The sequence below is a fragment of the Pseudomonas sp. NFPP28 genome, from assembly GCF_900115535.1.
GTDB lineage: Bacteria > Pseudomonadota > Gammaproteobacteria > Pseudomonadales > Pseudomonadaceae > Aquipseudomonas > Aquipseudomonas extremorientalis.
Genome location: NZ_FOWT01000009.1, coordinates 254,952 through 274,047 on the forward strand (window position 1 = coordinate 254,952; position 19,096 = coordinate 274,047).

The 19,096-nt window shown below is 57.7% G+C and carries 15 protein-coding genes; 7 read left to right on the plus strand and 8 right to left on the minus strand.

The genetic code is table 11. The features are described from left to right. Nucleotides 1-13: 13 nt before the first annotated feature. On the plus strand, nt 14-2,452 hold the full coding sequence (locus BM110_RS23355) for a TonB-dependent siderophore receptor (protein ID WP_093514258.1): 2,439 nt from the start codon (nt 14-16) through the stop codon (nt 2,450-2,452). Between the two features lie 19 nt (nt 2,453-2,471). On the opposite strand, the gene mnmE is transcribed toward BM110_RS23355, so the two are convergent. The 5 genes from mnmE to rpmH form a co-directional block, all read right to left on the minus strand. After that, a complete protein-coding gene (gene mnmE, locus BM110_RS23360; protein ID WP_071490888.1) occupies nt 2,472-3,842 on the minus strand; it encodes a tRNA uridine-5-carboxymethylaminomethyl(34) synthesis GTPase MnmE in 1,371 nt (456 codons plus the stop codon). Nucleotides 3,843-3,921: 79 nt separating this feature from the next. Next, nucleotides 3,922-5,604: a membrane protein insertase YidC gene (yidC, locus tag BM110_RS23365; protein ID WP_071490889.1), complete on the minus strand. Its 1,683-nt coding sequence runs from the start codon at nt 5,602-5,604 to the stop codon at nt 3,922-3,924. A gap of 2 nt (nt 5,605-5,606) precedes the next feature. Next, nucleotides 5,607-5,852, minus strand: a complete 246-nt coding sequence (gene yidD / locus BM110_RS23370) for a membrane protein insertion efficiency factor YidD (protein ID WP_003213574.1) — start codon at nt 5,850-5,852, stop codon at nt 5,607-5,609. Then, on the minus strand, nt 5,845-6,252 hold the full coding sequence (gene rnpA, locus BM110_RS23375) for a ribonuclease P protein component (protein ID WP_020302575.1): 408 nt from the start codon (nt 6,250-6,252) through the stop codon (nt 5,845-5,847). The genes yidD and rnpA overlap by 8 nt, the downstream gene beginning before the upstream one ends. Before the next feature lie 13 nt (nt 6,253-6,265). After that, a complete protein-coding gene (gene rpmH / locus BM110_RS23380; protein WP_003213577.1) occupies nt 6,266-6,400 on the minus strand; it encodes a 50S ribosomal protein L34 in 135 nt (44 codons plus the stop codon). Nucleotides 6,401-6,985: 585 nt separating this feature from the next. Between rpmH and dnaA the strand changes: the two genes are divergently transcribed. From dnaA to gyrB, 4 genes are read left to right on the plus strand one after another with little or no spacing between them, the layout of a single operon-like run. After that, nucleotides 6,986-8,503: a chromosomal replication initiator protein DnaA gene (gene dnaA / locus BM110_RS23385; RefSeq protein ID WP_092241502.1), complete on the plus strand. Its 1,518-nt coding sequence runs from the start codon at nt 6,986-6,988 to the stop codon at nt 8,501-8,503. Between the two features lie 38 nt (nt 8,504-8,541). Further along, the gene (gene dnaN / locus BM110_RS23390) at nt 8,542-9,645 is read left to right on the plus strand and encodes a DNA polymerase III subunit beta (protein ID WP_058424368.1); all 1,104 of its coding nucleotides are present in this window, start codon (nt 8,542-8,544) and stop codon (nt 9,643-9,645) included. A 20-nt stretch (nt 9,646-9,665) separates the two neighbouring features. After that, entirely contained in the window at nt 9,666-10,769 is a 1,104-nt protein-coding gene (gene recF, locus BM110_RS23395; protein ID WP_058424369.1) for a DNA replication/repair protein RecF, read from the plus strand. Between the two features lie 4 nt (nt 10,770-10,773). Next, nucleotides 10,774-13,191 (plus strand): DNA topoisomerase (ATP-hydrolyzing) subunit B, encoded by a 2,418-nt coding sequence (gene gyrB, locus BM110_RS23400; protein ID WP_025854386.1) that lies wholly within the window; start codon nt 10,774-10,776, stop codon nt 13,189-13,191. Nucleotides 13,192-13,296: 105 nt separating this feature from the next. Here gyrB and BM110_RS23405 read toward each other — a convergent pair whose 3' ends face one another. Continuing rightward, nucleotides 13,297-14,022, minus strand: coding sequence for a response regulator transcription factor (locus BM110_RS23405; protein WP_071490891.1), 726 nt, complete (start codon nt 14,020-14,022; stop codon nt 13,297-13,299). Nucleotides 14,023-14,309: 287 nt separating this feature from the next. On the opposite strand from BM110_RS23405, the gene BM110_RS23410 reads away from it, so the two are divergent. Further along, nucleotides 14,310-15,242: a FecR family protein gene (locus BM110_RS23410; RefSeq protein WP_092241498.1), complete on the plus strand. Its 933-nt coding sequence runs from the start codon at nt 14,310-14,312 to the stop codon at nt 15,240-15,242. A 3-nt stretch (nt 15,243-15,245) separates the two neighbouring features. After that, nucleotides 15,246-17,525 (plus strand): CHASE2 domain-containing protein, encoded by a 2,280-nt coding sequence (locus BM110_RS23415; RefSeq protein ID WP_093514259.1) that lies wholly within the window; start codon nt 15,246-15,248, stop codon nt 17,523-17,525. A gap of 181 nt (nt 17,526-17,706) precedes the next feature. On the opposite strand, the gene BM110_RS23420 is transcribed toward BM110_RS23415, so the two are convergent. Beyond that, nucleotides 17,707-18,477, minus strand: a complete 771-nt coding sequence (locus BM110_RS23420; protein WP_092241494.1) for a lysophospholipid acyltransferase family protein — start codon at nt 18,475-18,477, stop codon at nt 17,707-17,709. Nucleotides 18,478-18,559: 82 nt separating this feature from the next. Then, nucleotides 18,560-19,096: a D-glycero-beta-D-manno-heptose 1,7-bisphosphate 7-phosphatase gene (gmhB, locus tag BM110_RS23425; RefSeq protein WP_162276392.1), complete on the minus strand. Its 537-nt coding sequence runs from the start codon at nt 19,094-19,096 to the stop codon at nt 18,560-18,562.

Sequence of the window (19,096 nt, forward strand, 5' to 3'; positions counted from 1 at the left end):
GGCTTACTCACCTATGCGCGTTCCCACCAAGCTCCGCCAGCGACTTTCCTACCACGGTATGACATGCAGCCTGCTGCTCGGCACGGCCACCACTGTCAGTGTGTTGTTATCCACGGGCGCCCAGGCCGCCAGCGCGGTGCAACACTACGTTATTGCGGCCGGCCCCCTGGATAACGCCTTGAGCCAATTTGCCGCCAAGGCGAATGTGATCCTGTCTTTTTCACCTCAACAAACCACACGTTTAAACACAGCAGGCTTGGAAGGTGACTACTCCGTGGACCAAGGTTTTGCGCTGCTGCTGCAAAACTCCGGTTTACAGGCGTTAGTCCAGGCACCTGGCAGTTATGTCCTGCAGGCCGCTTCCACCGGCGAACTCACCCTCGCGCCCACCACAGTCAGCACTTATCAACAGGGCGGTTTCAATCAGGAGATTGCTGGGGATGTGGGCTACAAAGCGCAGAACAGCAGGGTCGGTACAAAGACCAGTACGCCGCTGTCGGAAACACCACGTTCGGTATCGGTCGTCACCGGCCAGCGTATCAAGGACCAGAAGTCGCAAACCCTGACCGAAGTGTTGGGTTACGTGCCCGGTATCTTTGCACCGCCCTTTGCCGCAGGTGATGGGCTGGCGGGCGATCTGTTCTTCATTCGCGGTTTCAATGCCACGGATTACGGCTACGGCCTGCTGCGAGATGGCCTGCGCGTACAAGGTAATCGGTACGACACCACCAGTGAGCCCTATGGCCTGGAGCGGGTCGAAATCTTCCGCGGCCCCTCTTCCCTGCTCTACGGTGAAAATGCGCCTGGCGGTCTGGTGAATCTGGTGAGCAAACACCCTACTGCTACGCCACAAGGTGAAGTGCAGTTGGGTTATGGCTCCAATAATCGGCGTCAGTTAGGTGTGGATATCTCTGGGCCGCTCAATGACAGCGGCAATATCCTCGGCCGGGTTGTGATGCTCGGTCGCAAATCCGATACGCAGACCGACCATGTGCCAGACGATCGCCTGTACATCGCGCCATCACTGACCCTGAATTTCGACGACTACAACACCCTCACCCTGTTGGCCAATTACCAGAAAGACCACACTAATCTGGAACTCGGCCTACCGGCTGCCGGCACCTTGCTTACAAATCCCAATGGCAAGCTCTCCAAGCACACCATGCTCGGCGACCCGGATTGGAATACGTTCGAACGCGAAACCTGGAGTACCGGTTACGAATTCAGCCACAGCTTCAACGATGACTGGCAGTTCCGTCAGAACTCGCGCTACATGCAGTCACGCATCAACCGCCATGAAACCTGGCCCAGTGCCCTGAATAACCGCGGCTTTGGCACTCAACTGAACATGACCGCCTATGACCGCTATAACAAGTCGATGGTCTATTCGCTGGATAACCAGCTGGAAGGAAAATTCCAGGTCGGTGGCCTGGAAAACACGGTGCTGTTTGGCGCCAGTTATGACCGCACCTCGTTCAATCAGGATTGGGATGCGGGGTTTGCCGGCACCATCAATGTGTATAACCCGGTGTACCTGCGTGACCCGTTGACGCCGGTGGCGGTGCAAAACACCCTGCTCGAGCAGCAGATGAAAGGCGTTTATGCACAGATCCAGAGCAAATACGATCACTGGCTGTTCCTGCTCGGCGGCCGTCAGGACTGGGTCGACAGCGATTTCCGTGACAAGGTGAACAAGGCCGGCAATACCGGGTCCGAAGACCGCAAGTTCACCTATCAGGGCGGGGTGATGTACCAGTTCGACAACGGCCTGACGCCGTATGTCAGCTACTCCACTGCCTTTGTCCCCGTGCAGCAGATCTCCAACGCCGGCTCGCCCTTGAAACCGATCACCAGCAGCCAGTACGAAGTGGGCGTGAAGTACGAGCCGATCGGCTGGGATACGGCAATGACGGTGTCGGTGTATGACTTGCGCAAGGAAGACGACACTTACCTTGACGCCACCACCAATAGCTATCGCCAGGTAGGCGAAAGCCGGGCCAAGGGCGCTGAGGTAGAGGTCAACAGCAATCTCACGCCTAACCTGAATGTCACCGCAGCCTATACCTACACTGACGCGAGAATTACCAAGGATTCGGCGACGTCGTTGGTCGAGGGCCACCAGATGACCGGGGTTCCGCGTAACCAGGCCTCAGTGTGGGGCAAGTACCGCTTCTTCGATGGCCAACTCAAGGGCTTGTCCCTGGGCGGTGGCGTGCGTTATTTCGACAGTACCTTTTCCTACACCGCACCCACGCTGTATGGAAAGTTGGATGCAGGAAGCGTCACCTTGGTGGACGCAGCCGTTGGCTATCAGATCGACAAACACTGGTCTGTAGATGTGAACGCCAAGAACCTGTTCGACAAGGAATATGTATCTGGTTGCAACGATGCGGGCCGCTGCTATTGGGGTGACAGCCGTACCCTGCTCGGTACGGTGTCTTACAATTGGTAGGACGCTGTGGATAACTCGGTTATTTACCGATGCAGAAGCTGGAAAAGATCCGCCCCAACAAATCATCGGAGCTGAACGCGCCGGTGATTTCGCCTAACAGCTGCTGCGCCTGACGCAGATCTTCCGCCAGCAGCTCCCCGGCGCCCGCCAGGGTCAACTGCGCCCGACCGTGCTCCAACGCTGCGCTCGCATGGCGCAACGCCTCCAGGTGCCGACGGCGCGCACTGAAGCTGCTTTCCGAGGTCTGCTCGTAGCCCATACAGGCTTTGAGGTGCTCGCGCAGCAGTTCCAGGCCTTCACCGGCCGACTTCGCACTCAGGCTGATCGTGACGTGGCCATCCGCGCTGGTTTCCAGCGCAATGGCCTCTCCCGTCAAGTCAGCCTTGTTGCGAATCAAGGTGACCTTGGCCGGGTCCGGCCGGTGCTCGAGGAATTCCGGCCACAGGGCGAAAGGATCCACAGCCTCGGGCGCCGTTGCGTCCACCACCAACAGCACCCGATCCGCTTCGCCGATGGCTTTGAGCGCGCGTTCCACACCGATCTTTTCCACCTGGTCGTCGGTGTCGCGCAAACCGGCGGTGTCTACAACGTGCAACGGCATGCCGTCGATGTGGATATGTTCGCGCAGGATGTCCCGTGTGGTGCCGGCAATCTCAGTGACGATGGCGGCTTCCCGCCCCGCCAGGGCATTGAGCAAGCTGGATTTTCCCGCATTGGGCCGCCCCGCGATCACAACGGTCATGCCGTCTCGCAGCAAAGCCCCCTGCCCGGCTTCACGCAGCACTGTGGATAACTCATCGCGAACTTTATCCAGCATCGCCAGTACGTGGCCATCGGCGAGAAAGTCGATTTCTTCTTCCGGAAAATCAATCGCCGCCTCGACGTAGATACGCAGGCTGATCAACTGCTCGGTCAAGTTATGCACACGCAGGGAGAAAGCACCCTGCAGGGAGCGCAATGCATTACGTGCCGCTTGTGCAGAACTGGCTTCAATCAGGTCGGCAATTGCTTCGGCCTGGGCCAGATCCAGCTTGTCATTCAAAAATGCCCGCTCGCTGAATTCCCCTGGACGTGCCAGGCGGCAGCCCAATTGCAGGCAGCGTTGCAGCAACATATCCAACACAACCGGACCGCCGTGTCCCTGCAACTCCAGGACGTCTTCCCCGGTGAATGAATTCGGCCCAGGGAAATAAAGCGCTAACCCCTCGTCCAGCACGTTGCCGTCAGCATCCAGGAACGGGCCGTAATGCGCATAACGGGCCTTCAACTCACGGCCACTCATGGCTTTGGCTGCCACACTCGCAAGCGGCCCCGAAATTCTAACGATGCCGACACCGCCGCGACCTTGAGCGGTAGCGACAGCAGCGATGGTTTCACGAGGAGCGCTCATCAACAGGTTCCAGACCAAAAGTGACAGAAAGCAAAACGCCCCACTAGGGGGCGTCTTGAGTGGTTATCCACAGAGTAAGTTACGCAGAGGCTTTTGCGGTAGCCGCTTCGATCTTGCGTGTGATGTACCACTGTTGGGAGATAGACAACACGTTGTTGACCACCCAGTACAGCACCAGACCAGCTGGGAACCACAGGAAGAAGAAGGTGAAGATGATTGGCATCATTTTCATCACCTTGGCCTGCATCGGATCCGGCGGAGTCGGGTTCAGGCGCTGCTGGATGAACATCGTCGCGCCCATGATGATCGGCAGGATAAAGAACGGGTCTTTGATCGACAGGTCGGTTATCCACAGGATGAACGGCGCCTGACGCATCTCCACGCTTTCCAGGAGCACCCAGTACAGCGACAGGAACACCGGCATCTGCACCAGAATCGGCAAGCATCCACCCAGCGGGTTGATCTTCTCTTTCTTGTACAGCTCCATCATGGCCTGCGACATTTTCTGCCGGTCATCGCCATGTTGTTCTTTCAGCGCCGCCAGTTTCGGAGCCACCGCACGCATGCGCGCCATCGACTTGTAGCTGGCTGCCGACAGCGGGAAGAAAATCCCCTTGATCAGCATGGTCAGGAAGATGATCGAGAAGCCCCAGTTACCCACAATGCTGTGGATATGTTGCAGCAACCAGAAAATCGGCTGGGCGATGAACCACAGGAAGCCGTAATCCACAGTCAGCTCAAGACCTGGGGACAACTCTTTCAGCACAGCCTGGCTTTTCGGGCCGGCGTACAGGATAGCGCTGGTTTCAGCCTTGGCGCCGGGTGCGACGGTCAACGCCGGGCCAGTGAAGCCAATGATGTAGTTACCCTGGCTGTCCTTGCGGGTTTGAACCAGGTTGGCCTCACCCTTGTTCGGGATCCAGGCGGTCACGAAGTAGTGCTGCAGCCAGGCAACCCAGCCGCCTTGCACGGTTTCTTTCAGCGAGCCCTTGTCGATATCTTTCATCGACACTTTTTTGTACGGTTCGCTACTTGTCCACAGGGCGGCGCCCAGGTAAGTCGCGGTGCCGGTGGCAGTGCTGGAAGAAGGATCGGAGCTGGCGTCACGCTTGAGCTGGGCAAACAGGTTGCCGCTCCATGGTTTGTCGCTTTCGTTGTCGATCAGGTAAGTGACCTTCAAGTCGTACAAACCACGGGTGAAGCTGAAGCGCTTGATGTAGTTGACGCCGTCGAGGCTGAATTTCAGGTCGACGTTCAACTGGTTCTGGCCATCAGCCAGTTGATAAGTCTTCTGCTCGGTCGAGTAAATCGGACGACCGGTAGCACGTGCATCCGGACCATTGGTGCCGGTCAGGCCGCTTTGCGCCAGATAAGTACGCTCACCACCGTTATCGAACAGTTGGAACGGAACATCCGGATGGTCTTGGCGACGTGGATACAGCGGCAGTTTCAACTGCGCGATATCACCACCTTGTGGGTCGATAGCCAGGTCGAGCACATCCGTTTTCACGTGGATGAGGTCTTTGTTGGTGACCACTGGCGTTTCTAACGGGGCGCTTGTCTCGCCATTCGCGCTGGGAACATCGGCACTCGCGGACGCATTGTTACCCAGCGGGGTGTCCGGAATAGCCGGCGCAGCCTGGTTGGTAGCAACATTCTGAGTCGGCAGGGCAGCCTGGCCATAGTCCTGGTTCCACTGAAGAACCATGACGTAGGACACGATTGCCAGGGCGACGATCAGGATCGTGCGTTTAATATCCATGATTACTCGGCCATCGAAGAAGAACGGGAGGTAGGGATAGGTGGAACCGGGTCATAACCACCGGGATTCCACGGATGACAGCGACCTAAACGACGAAAGGTCAGCCAGCCACCGCGCAGAAGACCATGGTTTTCTATGGCCTCTAACGCGTAGCAGGAACAACTGGGGTAGAAACGACAGTGGTTGGCCATCAGAGGACTAATGGCATAGCGATAAAACTGGATCGGAACGAGGGCCAGTTTACGCATCAAGGCTGTCTACCCCTACAGTTTCGGTGCTGACTGCTGGTGCTGGCTTGTGGGTACGCGCCAAACGTTTCCAGAGCTTGCCGAAATGCTGAATCAATTCGGGGTTTTCTACATCCCCCAAGCCTTTGCGCGCGACGATAACAATATCCCAACCAACCAGAGTGTCCTGGTGGAGGCGAAACGATTCGCGCATCAGACGCTTGAGGCGATTGCGCTCAACGGAGAGCTTTACGCTCTTCTTGCCGATCACCAACCCGAGTCGGGGGTGATCCAGATCGTTGTTACGCGCAAGGAGCAGGAGATTTTTCCCCGGAACCTTGCCGGTGGGGGAGTCAAAGACTGCCTTGAAATGCCGGGGGGTTAGCAGACGCTTTTCCCGACTGAAGTCCTGACTCACCACCAGTACCGGATTATCAAACTGCCAGACGCGCACGACCTTTGGCGCGACGACGCGACAGGACAGCACGGCCGTTCTTGGTAGCCATGCGAGCACGGAAGCCGTGGGTGCGGGCGCGTTTGATGGTGCTTGGTTGGAAAGTACGTTTCATGGCGTTGTTACCTGGTTCGTCCACAACGGGCCGGAATGGCCCCCGTTTTAAGAGACCGGCGATTCTAGTGAAAGCAAGCCTCTAGGTCAATTTCCAACCAGCTTTTCCTTTAATTAGATCTCCACAGGCCATCGGCTCTTTTCTGTCCGCTTGGCTTCCAGTGCTCATGGGATAGATATAAAAATAAAGAAGGAAGTTATTTAAAGCTTTTCTGTAAAGCTTATAAAAGCTAGACAGGCATTCAGCTGTGGATAACTGCCTTTAGGCCATATACCACGTGATGTACAGAGAATGACAACACGGGGGAGAAACGGTGCTCTGCCTGTGCTGCGCTGTCGGATAAGCTGTGTGTGGAATGGGCTGTTATCCACAGGCTGGTTACCCACAGACTTTCGCCCCTACTTGTGCAACGATCTCAGGGCCGCTTATCCACAGAGCTTATGCACAGACCATTGGTCGCCTTTATTGCTGTTAAGACGTTGATTTTGGCTGGCCTGTGATCAAGCTACATGTGGATAAGTGGACGGCTCGCCGCTACAATGGCGGCTGTTTTTGCCTCACCGGCTTTCAACTTAGGGGATATCCGTGTCAGTGGAACTTTGGCAGCAGTGCGTGGAGCTTTTGCGCGATGAGCTGCCTGCCCAGCAATTCAACACCTGGATCCGTCCGCTACAGGTCGAAGCCGAAGGCGACGAGTTGCGTGTCTACGCACCCAATCGTTTTGTTCTCGATTGGGTCAACGAGAAATACCTGAGCCGCGTTCTCGAATTGCTCGATGAACATGGCAACGGCCTCGCGCCCGTGCTCTCCTTATTAATAGGCAGCAAACGCAGCTCTGCACCTCGCGCTGCGCCGAATGCGCCATTGGCTGCTGCGGCGTCGCAAGCCCAGGCAGCCGCCGCACCGGCCGCCAGTGCGCCTGCTCCTGCACCGGCATCATCCAAATCGTCTGCGAGAAAAAGCGCGCCAGAAAATGAAGAGCCGTCCCGCGACAGCTTTGACCCGATGGCAGGCGCCGCGTCCCAGCAAGCCCCGGTCCGCGCCGAACAGCGCACCGTCCAGGTCGAAGGCGCGCTCAAGCACACCAGCTACCTGAACCGTACGTTCACCTTCGAGAACTTTGTCGAAGGTAAATCCAACCAGTTGGCTCGCGCAGCCGCCTGGCAGGTCGCCGATAACCCCAAGCATGGCTACAACCCGCTCTTCCTTTATGGTGGCGTTGGCTTGGGTAAGACTCACTTGATGCACGCTGTGGGTAACCACCTGTTAAAGAAGAACCCGAATGCCAAGGTCGTGTACCTGCATTCGGAGCGTTTCGTCGCAGACATGGTCAAGGCCCTGCAGCTCAACGCGATCAACGAGTTCAAGCGGTTCTACCGCTCGGTTGATGCGTTGCTGATCGATGACATTCAATTCTTTGCCCGTAAAGAGCGTTCCCAGGAAGAGTTTTTCCACACCTTCAACGCCCTGCTCGAAGGTGGCCAGCAGGTCATCTTGACCAGCGACCGTTATCCGAAGGAAATCGAAGGCCTGGAAGAACGCTTGAAGTCGCGCTTCGGCTGGGGCCTGACTGTTGCGGTAGAGCCGCCGGAGCTTGAAACCCGCGTCGCGATCCTGATGAAAAAGGCCGATCAGGCCAAAGTCGACCTGCCACACGATGCCGCCTTCTTTATCGCCCAACGCATCCGCTCCAACGTGCGTGAGCTCGAAGGTGCACTCAAGCGGGTCATCGCGCACTCACACTTCATGGGCCGCGATATCACCATCGAGTTGATTCGCGAATCCCTCAAAGACTTGTTGGCGCTGCAGGACAAACTGGTGAGTGTGGATAACATCCAGCGCACCGTGGCCGAGTACTACAAGATCAAGATTTCCGACCTGCTGTCCAAGCGCCGTTCGCGCTCGGTTGCACGTCCCCGTCAGGTGGCCATGGCGCTCTCCAAGGAGTTGACCAACCACAGCCTGCCGGAAATCGGTGATGTGTTTGGCGGACGCGACCACACCACGGTCTTGCACGCGTGCCGCAAGATCAACGAACTTAAGGAATCCGACGCGGATATTCGCGAGGACTACAAGAACCTGCTGCGTACACTGACTACTTGATGACACCAGCGCAGCTTATTAAGGCAAGGGACTAGACCATGCATTTCACCATTCAACGCGAAGCCCTGTTGAAACCCCTGCAACTGGTCGCAGGCGTCGTCGAGCGCCGACAGACCTTGCCGGTGCTCTCTAACGTATTGCTGGTCGTCGAAGGCCAGCAATTGTCCCTGACCGGTACCGACCTGGAAGTCGAGCTGGTCGGTCGTGTACAGCTGGAAGAACCCGCCGAGCCTGGCGAGATCACCGTGCCGGCGCGCAAGCTGATGGACATCTGCAAAAGCCTGCCGAACGATGCGTTGATCGACATCAAGGTTGATGAAGCGAAGTTGGTCGTCAAGGCCGGCCGCAGCCGCTTCACCTTGTCCACCTTGCCGGCAAATGATTTCCCGACGGTTGAAGAAGGCCCGGGTTCTCTGACGTGCAGCCTGGATCAGAGCAAGCTGCGTCGCTTGATCGAGCGCACCAGCTTCGCCATGGCCCAGCAGGATGTACGCTACTACCTCAATGGCATGCTGTTGGAAGTGTCGGAAGGTATTATCCGCGCGGTGGCCACCGACGGTCACCGTCTGGCGATGTGTTCGATGCGTGCCGATATCGGCCAACCGGATCGTCACCAGGTGATCGTGCCGCGCAAGGGTATCCTTGAGCTGGCGCGTCTGCTTACAGAGCCGGAAGGCAACGTCAGCATCGTGCTGGGGCAGCACCATATCCGCGCGACTACCGGCGAATTCACGTTCACTTCCAAGCTGGTTGACGGCAAGTTCCCGGATTACGAGCGAGTGTTGCCTAAAGGTGGCGACAAGCTGGTGCTGGGCGATCGCCAAGCGCTGCGTGAAGCGTTCAGCCGTACCGCGATCCTGTCCAACGAGAAGTACCGTGGTATCCGTCTGCAACTGGCCAACGGTCAGTTGAAAATCCAGGCGAACAACCCGGAGCAGGAAGAAGCGGAAGAAGAAGTGGGCGTTGACTACAACGGCGGTTCACTGGAAATCGGCTTCAACGTTAGCTATCTGTTGGACGTACTGGGTGTGATGACCACCGAACAGGTTCGTCTGATTCTGTCGGACTCCAACAGCAGCGCCCTGGTGCAGGAATCCGACAACGATGACTCGGCTTACGTTGTCATGCCGATGCGCCTGTAACCATGCTCAGCAGAAGCTAGATGTCCCTCAGTCGCGTCTCGGTCACCGCGGTGCGCAATCTGCACCCGGTGACCTTCTCCCCCTCTCCCCGCATCAATATCCTCCACGGCGCCAACGGCAGTGGCAAAACCAGCGTGCTGGAAGCCATTCATCTGTTGGGGCTTGCCCGTTCCTTTCGCAGCGCTCGCCTGTTACCCGTCATCCAGTACGAACAATTGGCGTGCACGGTGTTTGGCCAGGTCGAACTGGCTGAAGGCGGGCACAGCAGCCTGGGCATATCCCGAGATCGCGGTGGAGAGTTCCAAATCCGCATTGACGGGCAAAATGCTCGCAGTGCCGCGCAGCTGGCGGAAATTCTGCCGCTGCAATTGATCAACCCCGACAGTTTTCGTTTGTTGGAAGGTGCCCCGAAAATCCGCAGGCAATTCCTCGATTGGGGAGTGTTCCACGTGGAACCACGTTTTATGGCCACGTGGCAGCGCTTGCAGAAGGCCCTGCGGCAGCGGAACTCATGGCTGCGGCATGGTACACTTGACGCCGCTTCGCAAGCGGCCTGGGACCGTGAACTGTGCCTGGCCAGCGACGAAATAGATGAATACCGCCGCGCCTATATCAAAGCCTTGAAACCAGTCTTTGAGCAGACCTTGAGTGAGTTGTTGGACCTCGAAGGGCTGACGCTGAGCTACTACCGTGGTTGGGACAAAGAGCGTGAGCTGAGTGCAGTGCTCGCGACGTCCCTGCAGCGGGATCAGCAAATTGGTCATACCCAGGCCGGACCACAGCGGGCTGATTTGCGCCTTAGATTAGGCGCTCACAATGCTGCGGACATCTTGTCCCGTGGCCAGCAGAAGTTGGTGGTGTGCGCACTGCGGATTGCCCAGGGCCACTTGGTGAGCCAAGCCCGGCGCGGTCAGTGTATTTATCTGGTGGACGACTTGCCGTCGGAACTCGACGAGCAGCACCGCCACGCGCTATGCCGCTTGTTGGAAGAATTACGCTGCCAGGTGTTTATCACTTGTGTAGACCACGAATTATTGAGGGAAGGCTGGCAGACGGAAACGCCAGTCGCTTTGTTCCACGTGGAACAAGGCCGTATCACCCAGACCCACGACCATCGGGAGTGAAGGCATGAGCGAAGAAAACACGTACGACTCGACCAGCATTAAAGTGCTGAAAGGTTTGGATGCCGTACGCAAACGTCCCGGTATGTACATTGGCGACACTGATGACGGTAGCGGTCTGCACCACATGGTGTTCGAGGTGGTCGACAACTCCATCGACGAAGCTTTGGCCGGTCACTGCGACGACATCAGCATCATCATCCACCCGGATGAGTCTATTACCGTGCGTGACAACGGTCGCGGTATTCCAGTAGACGTGCACAAAGAAGAAGGCGTCTCGGCGGCGGAGGTCATCATGACCGTGCTCCACGCCGGCGGTAAGTTCGACGACAACTCCTATAAGGTCTCCGGTGGTTTGCACGGTGTGGGCGTTTCGGTAGTGAACGCACTGTCCGAAGAGCTGATCCTGACCGTGCGCCGTAGCGGCAAGATCTGGGAACAGACCTACGTCCACGGTGTTCCACAAGAACCGATGAAAATCGTCGGCGACAGTGAAACCACCGGTACGCAGATCCACTTCAAGCCATCGGCTGAAACCTTCAAGAATATCCACTTCAGCTGGGACATCCTGGCCAAGCGGATTCGTGAACTGTCGTTCCTTAACTCCGGCGTGGGTATCGTCCTCAAGGACGAGCGCAGCGGCAAGGAAGAGCTGTTCAAGTACGAAGGCGGCTTGCGTGCGTTCGTTGAATACCTGAACACCAACAAGACTGCGGTCAACCAGGTGTTCCACTTCAACATCCAGCGTGAAGACGGCATTGGCGTGGAAATCGCCCTTCAGTGGAACGACAGTTTCAACGAGAACCTGTTGTGCTTCACCAACAACATTCCTCAGCGCGACGGCGGTACTCACCTGGTGGGTTTCCGTTCCGCACTGACGCGTAACCTGAATACCTATATCGAGGCCGAAGGCCTGGCCAAGAAGCACAAAGTCGCCACCACCGGTGATGATGCGCGTGAAGGCCTGACCGCGATTATTTCGGTGAAAGTGCCGGATCCCAAGTTCAGCTCCCAGACCAAAGACAAGCTGGTGTCTTCCGAAGTGAAGACTGCCGTTGAACAGGAAATGGGCAAGTATTTCTCCGACTTCCTGCTGGAGAACCCGAACGAAGCCAAGCTGGTCGTTGGCAAGATGATCGACGCTGCACGTGCCCGTGAAGCGGCGCGTAAGGCACGTGAGATGACCCGCCGTAAAGGTGCGCTGGATATCGCTGGCCTGCCAGGCAAACTGGCTGACTGCCAGGAGAAGGACCCTGCCCTCTCCGAACTGTACCTGGTGGAAGGTGACTCTGCTGGCGGTTCCGCCAAGCAGGGTCGTAACCGTCGCACCCAGGCCATCCTGCCGTTGAAGGGTAAGATCCTCAACGTCGAGAAGGCGCGCTTCGACAAGATGATTTCTTCCCAGGAAGTTGGCACCTTGATCACAGCCTTGGGCTGCGGTATCGGCCGCGACGAGTACAACATCGACAAGCTGCGCTACCACAACATCATCATCATGACCGATGCTGACGTCGACGGTTCGCACATCCGGACCCTGCTGCTGACCTTCTTCTTCCGTCAGTTGCCGGAGCTGATCGAGCGTGGCTACATCTACATCGCCCAGCCGCCGTTGTACAAAGTCAAAAAAGGCAAGCAAGAGCAATACATCAAAGACGACGACGCCATGGAAGAGTACATGACGCAGTCGGCCCTGGAAGATGCCAGCCTGCACTTGAACGATGAGGCTCCGGGCATCTCCGGTGAAGCGTTGGAGCGTCTGGTTAACGACTTCCGCATGGTGATGAAGACCCTCAAGCGTCTGTCGCGCCTTTACCCTCAGGAGTTGACCGAGCACTTCATCTACCTGCCAGCCGTAAGCCTGGAGCAACTGGGCGACCACGCGCACATGCAGGATTGGCTGGCCCAGTACGAAGTGCGTCTGCGCACTGTCGAGAAGTCCGGCCTGGTGTACAAAGCCAGCCTGCGTGAAGACCGTGAACGTAACGTATGGCTGCCGGAGGTCGAACTGATCTCCCACGGCCTGTCGAACTACGTCACATTCAACCGCGACTTCTTCGGCAGCAATGACTACAAGACCGTAGTAACGCTGGGCGCACAACTGAGCACCCTGTTGGACGACGGCGCTTATATTCAACGTGGCGAACGCAAGAAGCAGGTCAAGGAATTCAAGGAAGCCCTCGACTGGCTGATGGCCGAAAGCACCAAGCGCCATACCATCCAGCGCTACAAAGGTCTGGGTGAAATGAACCCGGATCAGCTGTGGGAAACCACCATGGACCCTGCTCAGCGTCGCATGCTGCGCGTGACCATCGAGGACGCCATTGGCGCGGACCAGATCTTCAACACCCTGATGGGTGATGCGGTCGAGCCTCGTCGTGACTTCATTGAAAGTAATGCCCTGGCGGTCTCCAACCTGGACTTCTGATTCTGATAGTCTGCTGAACCCAAAAGGCCAACGCTATGCGTTGGCCTTTTTTATTGGGTGAATATCGGCTGTCTGCTGAATGCTCCACGTGGAACATTCTGGTTTTCAGCCCTGTTGCGAGGGCACCGCTACACTTTCCAATCGGTAACCGTACCCATAGATCGTCAACAGCTGCCACCCCCTATCCGCGGTCAGTCCCAACTTATTACGCAGTCGATAGATGTGCGTATCGAGCGGCCGCGACGACACCATTTCTTCGTGGGTCCAAAACCGCTCATAGAGATACTCTCGGGAAAGCGGTCGGGCCAGGTTGGCAAACAAGCAACTGGCCAGACGGTACTCGCGTTCGGTGAGGTTGATCGGTTTTCCCGCCCGGGTCACGGTCAACTCCGCATCATCAAAGGTCAGGTCGTTGAAGCTCTGCACTTCATGGTTGGCTGATTTCTGCAGGCCGTGGCGACGTAGAACCGCCGTCACCCTCGCCTTCAGTTCATTGGGACGGAAGGGCTTGCTGACATAATCATCGGCACCACTGTTCAGCGCAGTGACGATATCGCTCTCTGCATCGCGGCTGGTCAGCATGATGACCGCAGGCGGCGACTCCATGTGTTCACGGGTCCAGCGCAACAGAGCAATACCGCTGATATCCGGCAATTGCCAATCGAGTATCAACAGGTCGAAGGTTTCCCGGCGCAATTGGCGTAGCAGGTCTTCACCGCGTTCGAAGCAGTGCAGGGTCCAGGGTTGTTCGGCAGTGCTGGGGATTTGTCGCAGTGTCTGTTCCACCCGTCGCAGTTCCGCGGGTTCGTCATCCAGTATTGCGACACGCATGGGTGGGTCCTTTCTTCTTGAAAAATACGGCAGCCGTCAGCCGGGTTAGTGATGGGCACGTACTGCGCAGATGCCGGTCTCTGAATCTGAAGAATTGTGTTCAGATCCGTCGACCCCTTGGATCTCTCGGTACGCTGGCATCAATGTGCGATTAACCCATTGAAAGTCCTTGATACCGATGTGGGAAAGATACCGGCTCCCGCCCATAAGGAAAAGGATCAGCCGACGCATGCGCTGCCGTACACTCCTGCGTGCTGGTGTCAGATACCTTCTGGAACCCAATCTTGATGAGCACCATGATCCTTTCTTCGAACCGCCTGTGCCGTGCCCTCCCCTCATTGTTGATCATGGCTGTAGGCTCTGCAGGGGCGGTTGGCAAGACGCGCACGCCTTACATTGATGATCACATGCTGTGTCGCCCCCAGCCCCTGCCGGCGGTGGTTCAGCATCTCACCGGGGAAGCCTGGAAAATTGATACCAAGGGCCAGGCGAGCCTTTTGCTGGAAGGCATGACCATTGATGAACAGGAAGGCGTGAAGACCTCGGCGTCCGCGTTCGTCAGCCTGTTGCTCGGTGACGGATCCCGCGTGGTGTTGCCCGCAAGTTCACAGGTTCGATTGCATCTGGAGCGCAAGCTGTCGATTCCCCAGGTTGTACTCGAACAGGGCCAGGCGGAAGCGTATGTGATCAAGCGTGCCAGCGACCATGATCGTTTTCAGATCGTGACCCCCGTGGGGGTGTTGGGCGTACGCGGCACGCATTTCCGGGTGCGTAACGACGCAGAGCAATCGGTGCTCGAAGTGTTGGATGGGCAGGTTGCCGTCAGCCGCGAGGCAAAAAACCAGCCGATGGAACAGGAGGTAAAAATCGGTGCCCGGCAAGGTCTGCTGTTCAGGAAGCAGGGAGACCTGAAACCGGTTGAGCTACTTGCTGCACCGAAGCTCGTGGGTCAGGACGGCCAGAAAGGTGATGCGCCGGTCTGGAGCCTGTACCTGCGGCCTTTGCCCGGAGCCCAGCGATACCGGGCACAGGTCGCTACCGACAAAGCCTTCATGGACATCAAGCAGGAAAACTTTTCCAGTGCGCCGAAAATGAGCTTCACTGGGCTCAAAGCCTCGTTCTACCACGTGCGCCTTTCGGCCTACGATGAAAACGGGCTGGAGGGAGAAACCGGGGTCTATGACATCTTTTACTACCCACCCACCACCCAGGCACATTGACCTATGAAGCTCTGGGGCAAGACCGAGAAACGCCAGCCCACCCATGCCCAGCGCCTGTTTCATGGTCTGGTGCGCGAGTGGTTGTGGATCGGTTTGCTGTTGCTGCCTGTTACCGTCTATCTGTCGTTGAGCCCAGGCCTGGCGTTGAATAATCCGCTGTACGACAGCCTTCGGCGCCTTACCCCGCTTCCTGTAGACCCGCGCATCCTGCTGGTGACCATTGATGACGCCAGCCTGAAAAAGCTTGGCCAGTGGCCCTGGCCACGCAGCTTGCACGCCGACCTGATCGACCGCCTCAGCGCCGGGCAACCGGCGGGTATCCTCCTCGATGTGATCTTCAGTGAGCCCGGCGATCCCGCCAATGACAAACGCTTGGCCGAAGCGGTATGCAATGCAGGCAACGTCTTGCTGCCTCTGGTACGTGAGGGCACTTCAAGTTATAGCCAGCCCGGTGGTCAGATGCTGGCGTTGCATAAGTGCGCCAAGGGCGTGGGCCACATCAATGTCGAAGCGGACAGCGACGGCGTGGTCCGCAGCCTGTATCTACGTGAAGGCCCTCCCGAGACGACGGCACCGCAACTGGCCTGGCTGGCCTATGAGATGAGCGGCGAGCTATCGGACATGCCGGGCGAGCCGCAGCAGGCGATCGCACAACACTGGCACCGTGAACACGCCATCCGCATCCCGTTTATCGCACCCCATACCCATTTCCCCAGCGTGTCCTACGTCAGCGTATTGCGCGGTGAGGTTCCTCCCGAGCAGCTACGAGGCCGCCTGATCCTGGTGGGTTCAACGGCTTCCGGTATGGGGGATCGGTTCGTCACCCCCCTCTCCTCCACGGTCGGTACAACGGCGGGTGTGGAAATCCAGGCCAATGTGCTCAACGGCTTGCTGCAAGGTCGCAGCATTGTCGACCTGCCGGGCTGGCTCGCGGCGCTGATGGCGACCTCCCTGGTGGCGTTATTGCTGGGCCTGCTGCTCTATCGCCCGCGCTATGCACTGTGGATGACCCTGGGCTGCATGATCGCTGCGTTGCTCGGCGCCTGGGCCTTGTTGCGTCTTGGCCACTGGTGGTCGCCCGCCGCGTGCCTGATTGGTTTGCTGCTCAGCTACCTGATCTGGAACTGGCGTCGCCTGAGCGTGATCCTCGCCTACTTCGGCTGGGAATTGGCACGCCTGGATAACGAACCCAAAGTCCTGCCCGAACGCCGCCGTGCGCCCGCCAGCAAAGGCGACGTGCTGCAAGCGCGTATCTTTGCCCTGGAGCAGGCCGTAAGCCGCACGCGGGATACGCGGCGCTTCATGGCCGATGGCCTGGAGTGCCTGCCGGTAGCGACGCTGATTACCGACCCCATGGGTAACATCCTGCTGGCCAACCGCATTGCCCGCGAGGTGTTCGGCAATGACCTGGTCACCGAAAACCTGCTGGAACAATTGGCCGACCTGGGCTACCCGCCGCTGCACAATGGTGTGCGCCCCGCCCTCTCGGCGCTGGAGCTGGTCGAGTTCCGCGACATCCATCAACGCAGCCTGCGCATGGAATTGGCACCCTTGCTGCCGGCCGAAGGTGATGTTGCACTGGGCTGGCTGTTGAGCCTGACGGATTTGAGCAAGGAGCGTGATGCGCAACAGCACCGCGAAACCATGTTGCGTTTCCTCTCTCATGACTTGCGTGCACCGCACTCGGCGATCCTCGCGCTGCTGGATGTGCATAACGGCGAGTCCCCAGTCTTCGCCCAGATAGAACAACAGGTTCGCCGCGCCCTGGGCCTTACCGAATCCTTCGTGCAACTGGCGAAGGCCGAAGCTGACGGTTACCAGTTCCAGCCGACGCTATTTGCGATGTTGGTGATGGACGCCTTTGATCAGGTGGCGCTGATCGCCCAGCTCAAGGGGATCCACCTGGTTCATGATCTGGATGAGGCCGACGAGGGCATGGTCTCCGCTGACCAGTCGCTGCTCACTCGTGCGTTGTTCAATGTGCTGGAGAACGCGATCAAATACTCCTCTTCCGGTACCACCGTCAGGTTGCGGCACAGCAGTGCGCAGGGCTGGTTGGAATGCCGTATCAGCGATCAGGGGCCGGGGATTGCGGCAGAGGATTTGCCGGAGCTATTCAGCCAATACCGGCGCTTTGAGTCCGCTCAGGGTAGTGAAGGATTAGGGTTGGGGTTGACCATGGTCAAGGCGGTAATCGAGCGCCACGGTGGACATATCCGTTGCGAAAGCGTGGTAGGCAAAGGCACCACGTTCAGCCTGCAACTACCGCTGCTGGAAGACTGAAAAAACGTACTTTTCTGCTGTGCATGAAAAACCGGTCGCAAGGACCGGTTTTTTTATGCGGAAAAACTTATGCACCTTTTCAGCGATTTTATGAGCTTGGGAAATATGCAATAAAATCAAGATGTTATGATTAAAAAAGCACAATTCGCCAACAAACCGTACACAGGTTATCCACAGATGCTCAGGTCACCGGAGTGTCGACCACAACAGGCTCTGGCGGCAGCGAACCCATTGCCCGTTGCTGCGCTTCATTCCACGCCTGAGCGCGGTCATTCAGCGCTGCAATGGCACGTGGGCCTTCACCTTCTGCGTACATCGGTTCGCCAATCACCACGGTGATGATGCCTTCGCGCTTGGCCCATCCGGTCTTTGGCCAGAACTTGCCGGCGTTATGGGCAATCGGCAGCACGGGCAAGTTGGCGTTGACTGCCAAAGCCGTACCCCCGCGTGAGAACTTGCCTACGGTGCCGTAGGGCACGCGAGTCCCTTCCGGGAAGATCAGTACCCACACGTTATCCTTGAGCAGTTCATCGCCCTTCTTGGCCACGTGCTTGAGCGCTGCCTTGGGGTTGTCGCGGTCGATGGCGATCGGACGCAACATGGCCATGGCCCAGCCGAAGAACGGCACATACAGCAACTCACGCTTGAGCACCTGGCTCAACGGCGAGAAGTACGCCGAGAGAAAGAACGTCTCCCAAGTGCTCTGGTGGTTCGACAGAATCACGCACGGCTGGTCCGGGACATTTTCCGCGCCCCTGATCTCGAAGCGGATGTTCAGGAACACCTTGGTCAGCCACAGCGCGCAGCGGCACCAGTAAACGTTGATGAAGCGATAGCGCGCCTTGAACGGCAAGAAGGGCGCAATAAAAAAGCTCAGGGTGCACCAGAGAAACGAACTGGTGCCCAACAGCAGGTAAAAGAAAAAGGTTCTGATGGCCTGCAAAATCGACATGGCGGCATTTACCGTTGCGGGACAACGCCCGCCTGTTAAAAGCGCACTCCCGAACAGTCCTTGGTCAGGAAGTCGAGGGCGGCTAGTTGTTGATAAGTTCTGCGGCAACGGCCGCCAGATCGTCAAAAATCAAGGTGCCTACCGGCAGGTTTTTCGCCTGGGTCTTTTCGCCTTTCCCGGTCTTGACCAAAACTGGCTGAGAGTCGACGGCTTTGGCCGCCTCCAGGTCACCGAGGCTGTCCCCGACGAACCATAGCCCAGCCAAGGGCACCTTGTAATGTTCTGCAATGGTTTTCAACATGCCAGGCTTGGGTTTGCGGCAATTGCAGCCCTCATCCGGCCCGTGGGGGCAGTACACCACCAGCCCCACCTCACCGCCCTGCTCGGCCACCAGTGCACGCAGGCGTGCGTGCATGGCGTCCAGGGTGGCGATGTCGTAGTACCCGCGAGCAATTCCGGACTGGTTGGTGGCGATCGCCACCGTCCAGCCGGCTTTGCTCAACTGCGCGATGGCCTCGATGGAGCCGGGCAGTGGAATCCATTCCGCCACCGACTTGATGTAAGCGTCGGAGTCGTAGTTGATCACCCCGTCCCGATCGAGAATCAGCAGTTTCAACAT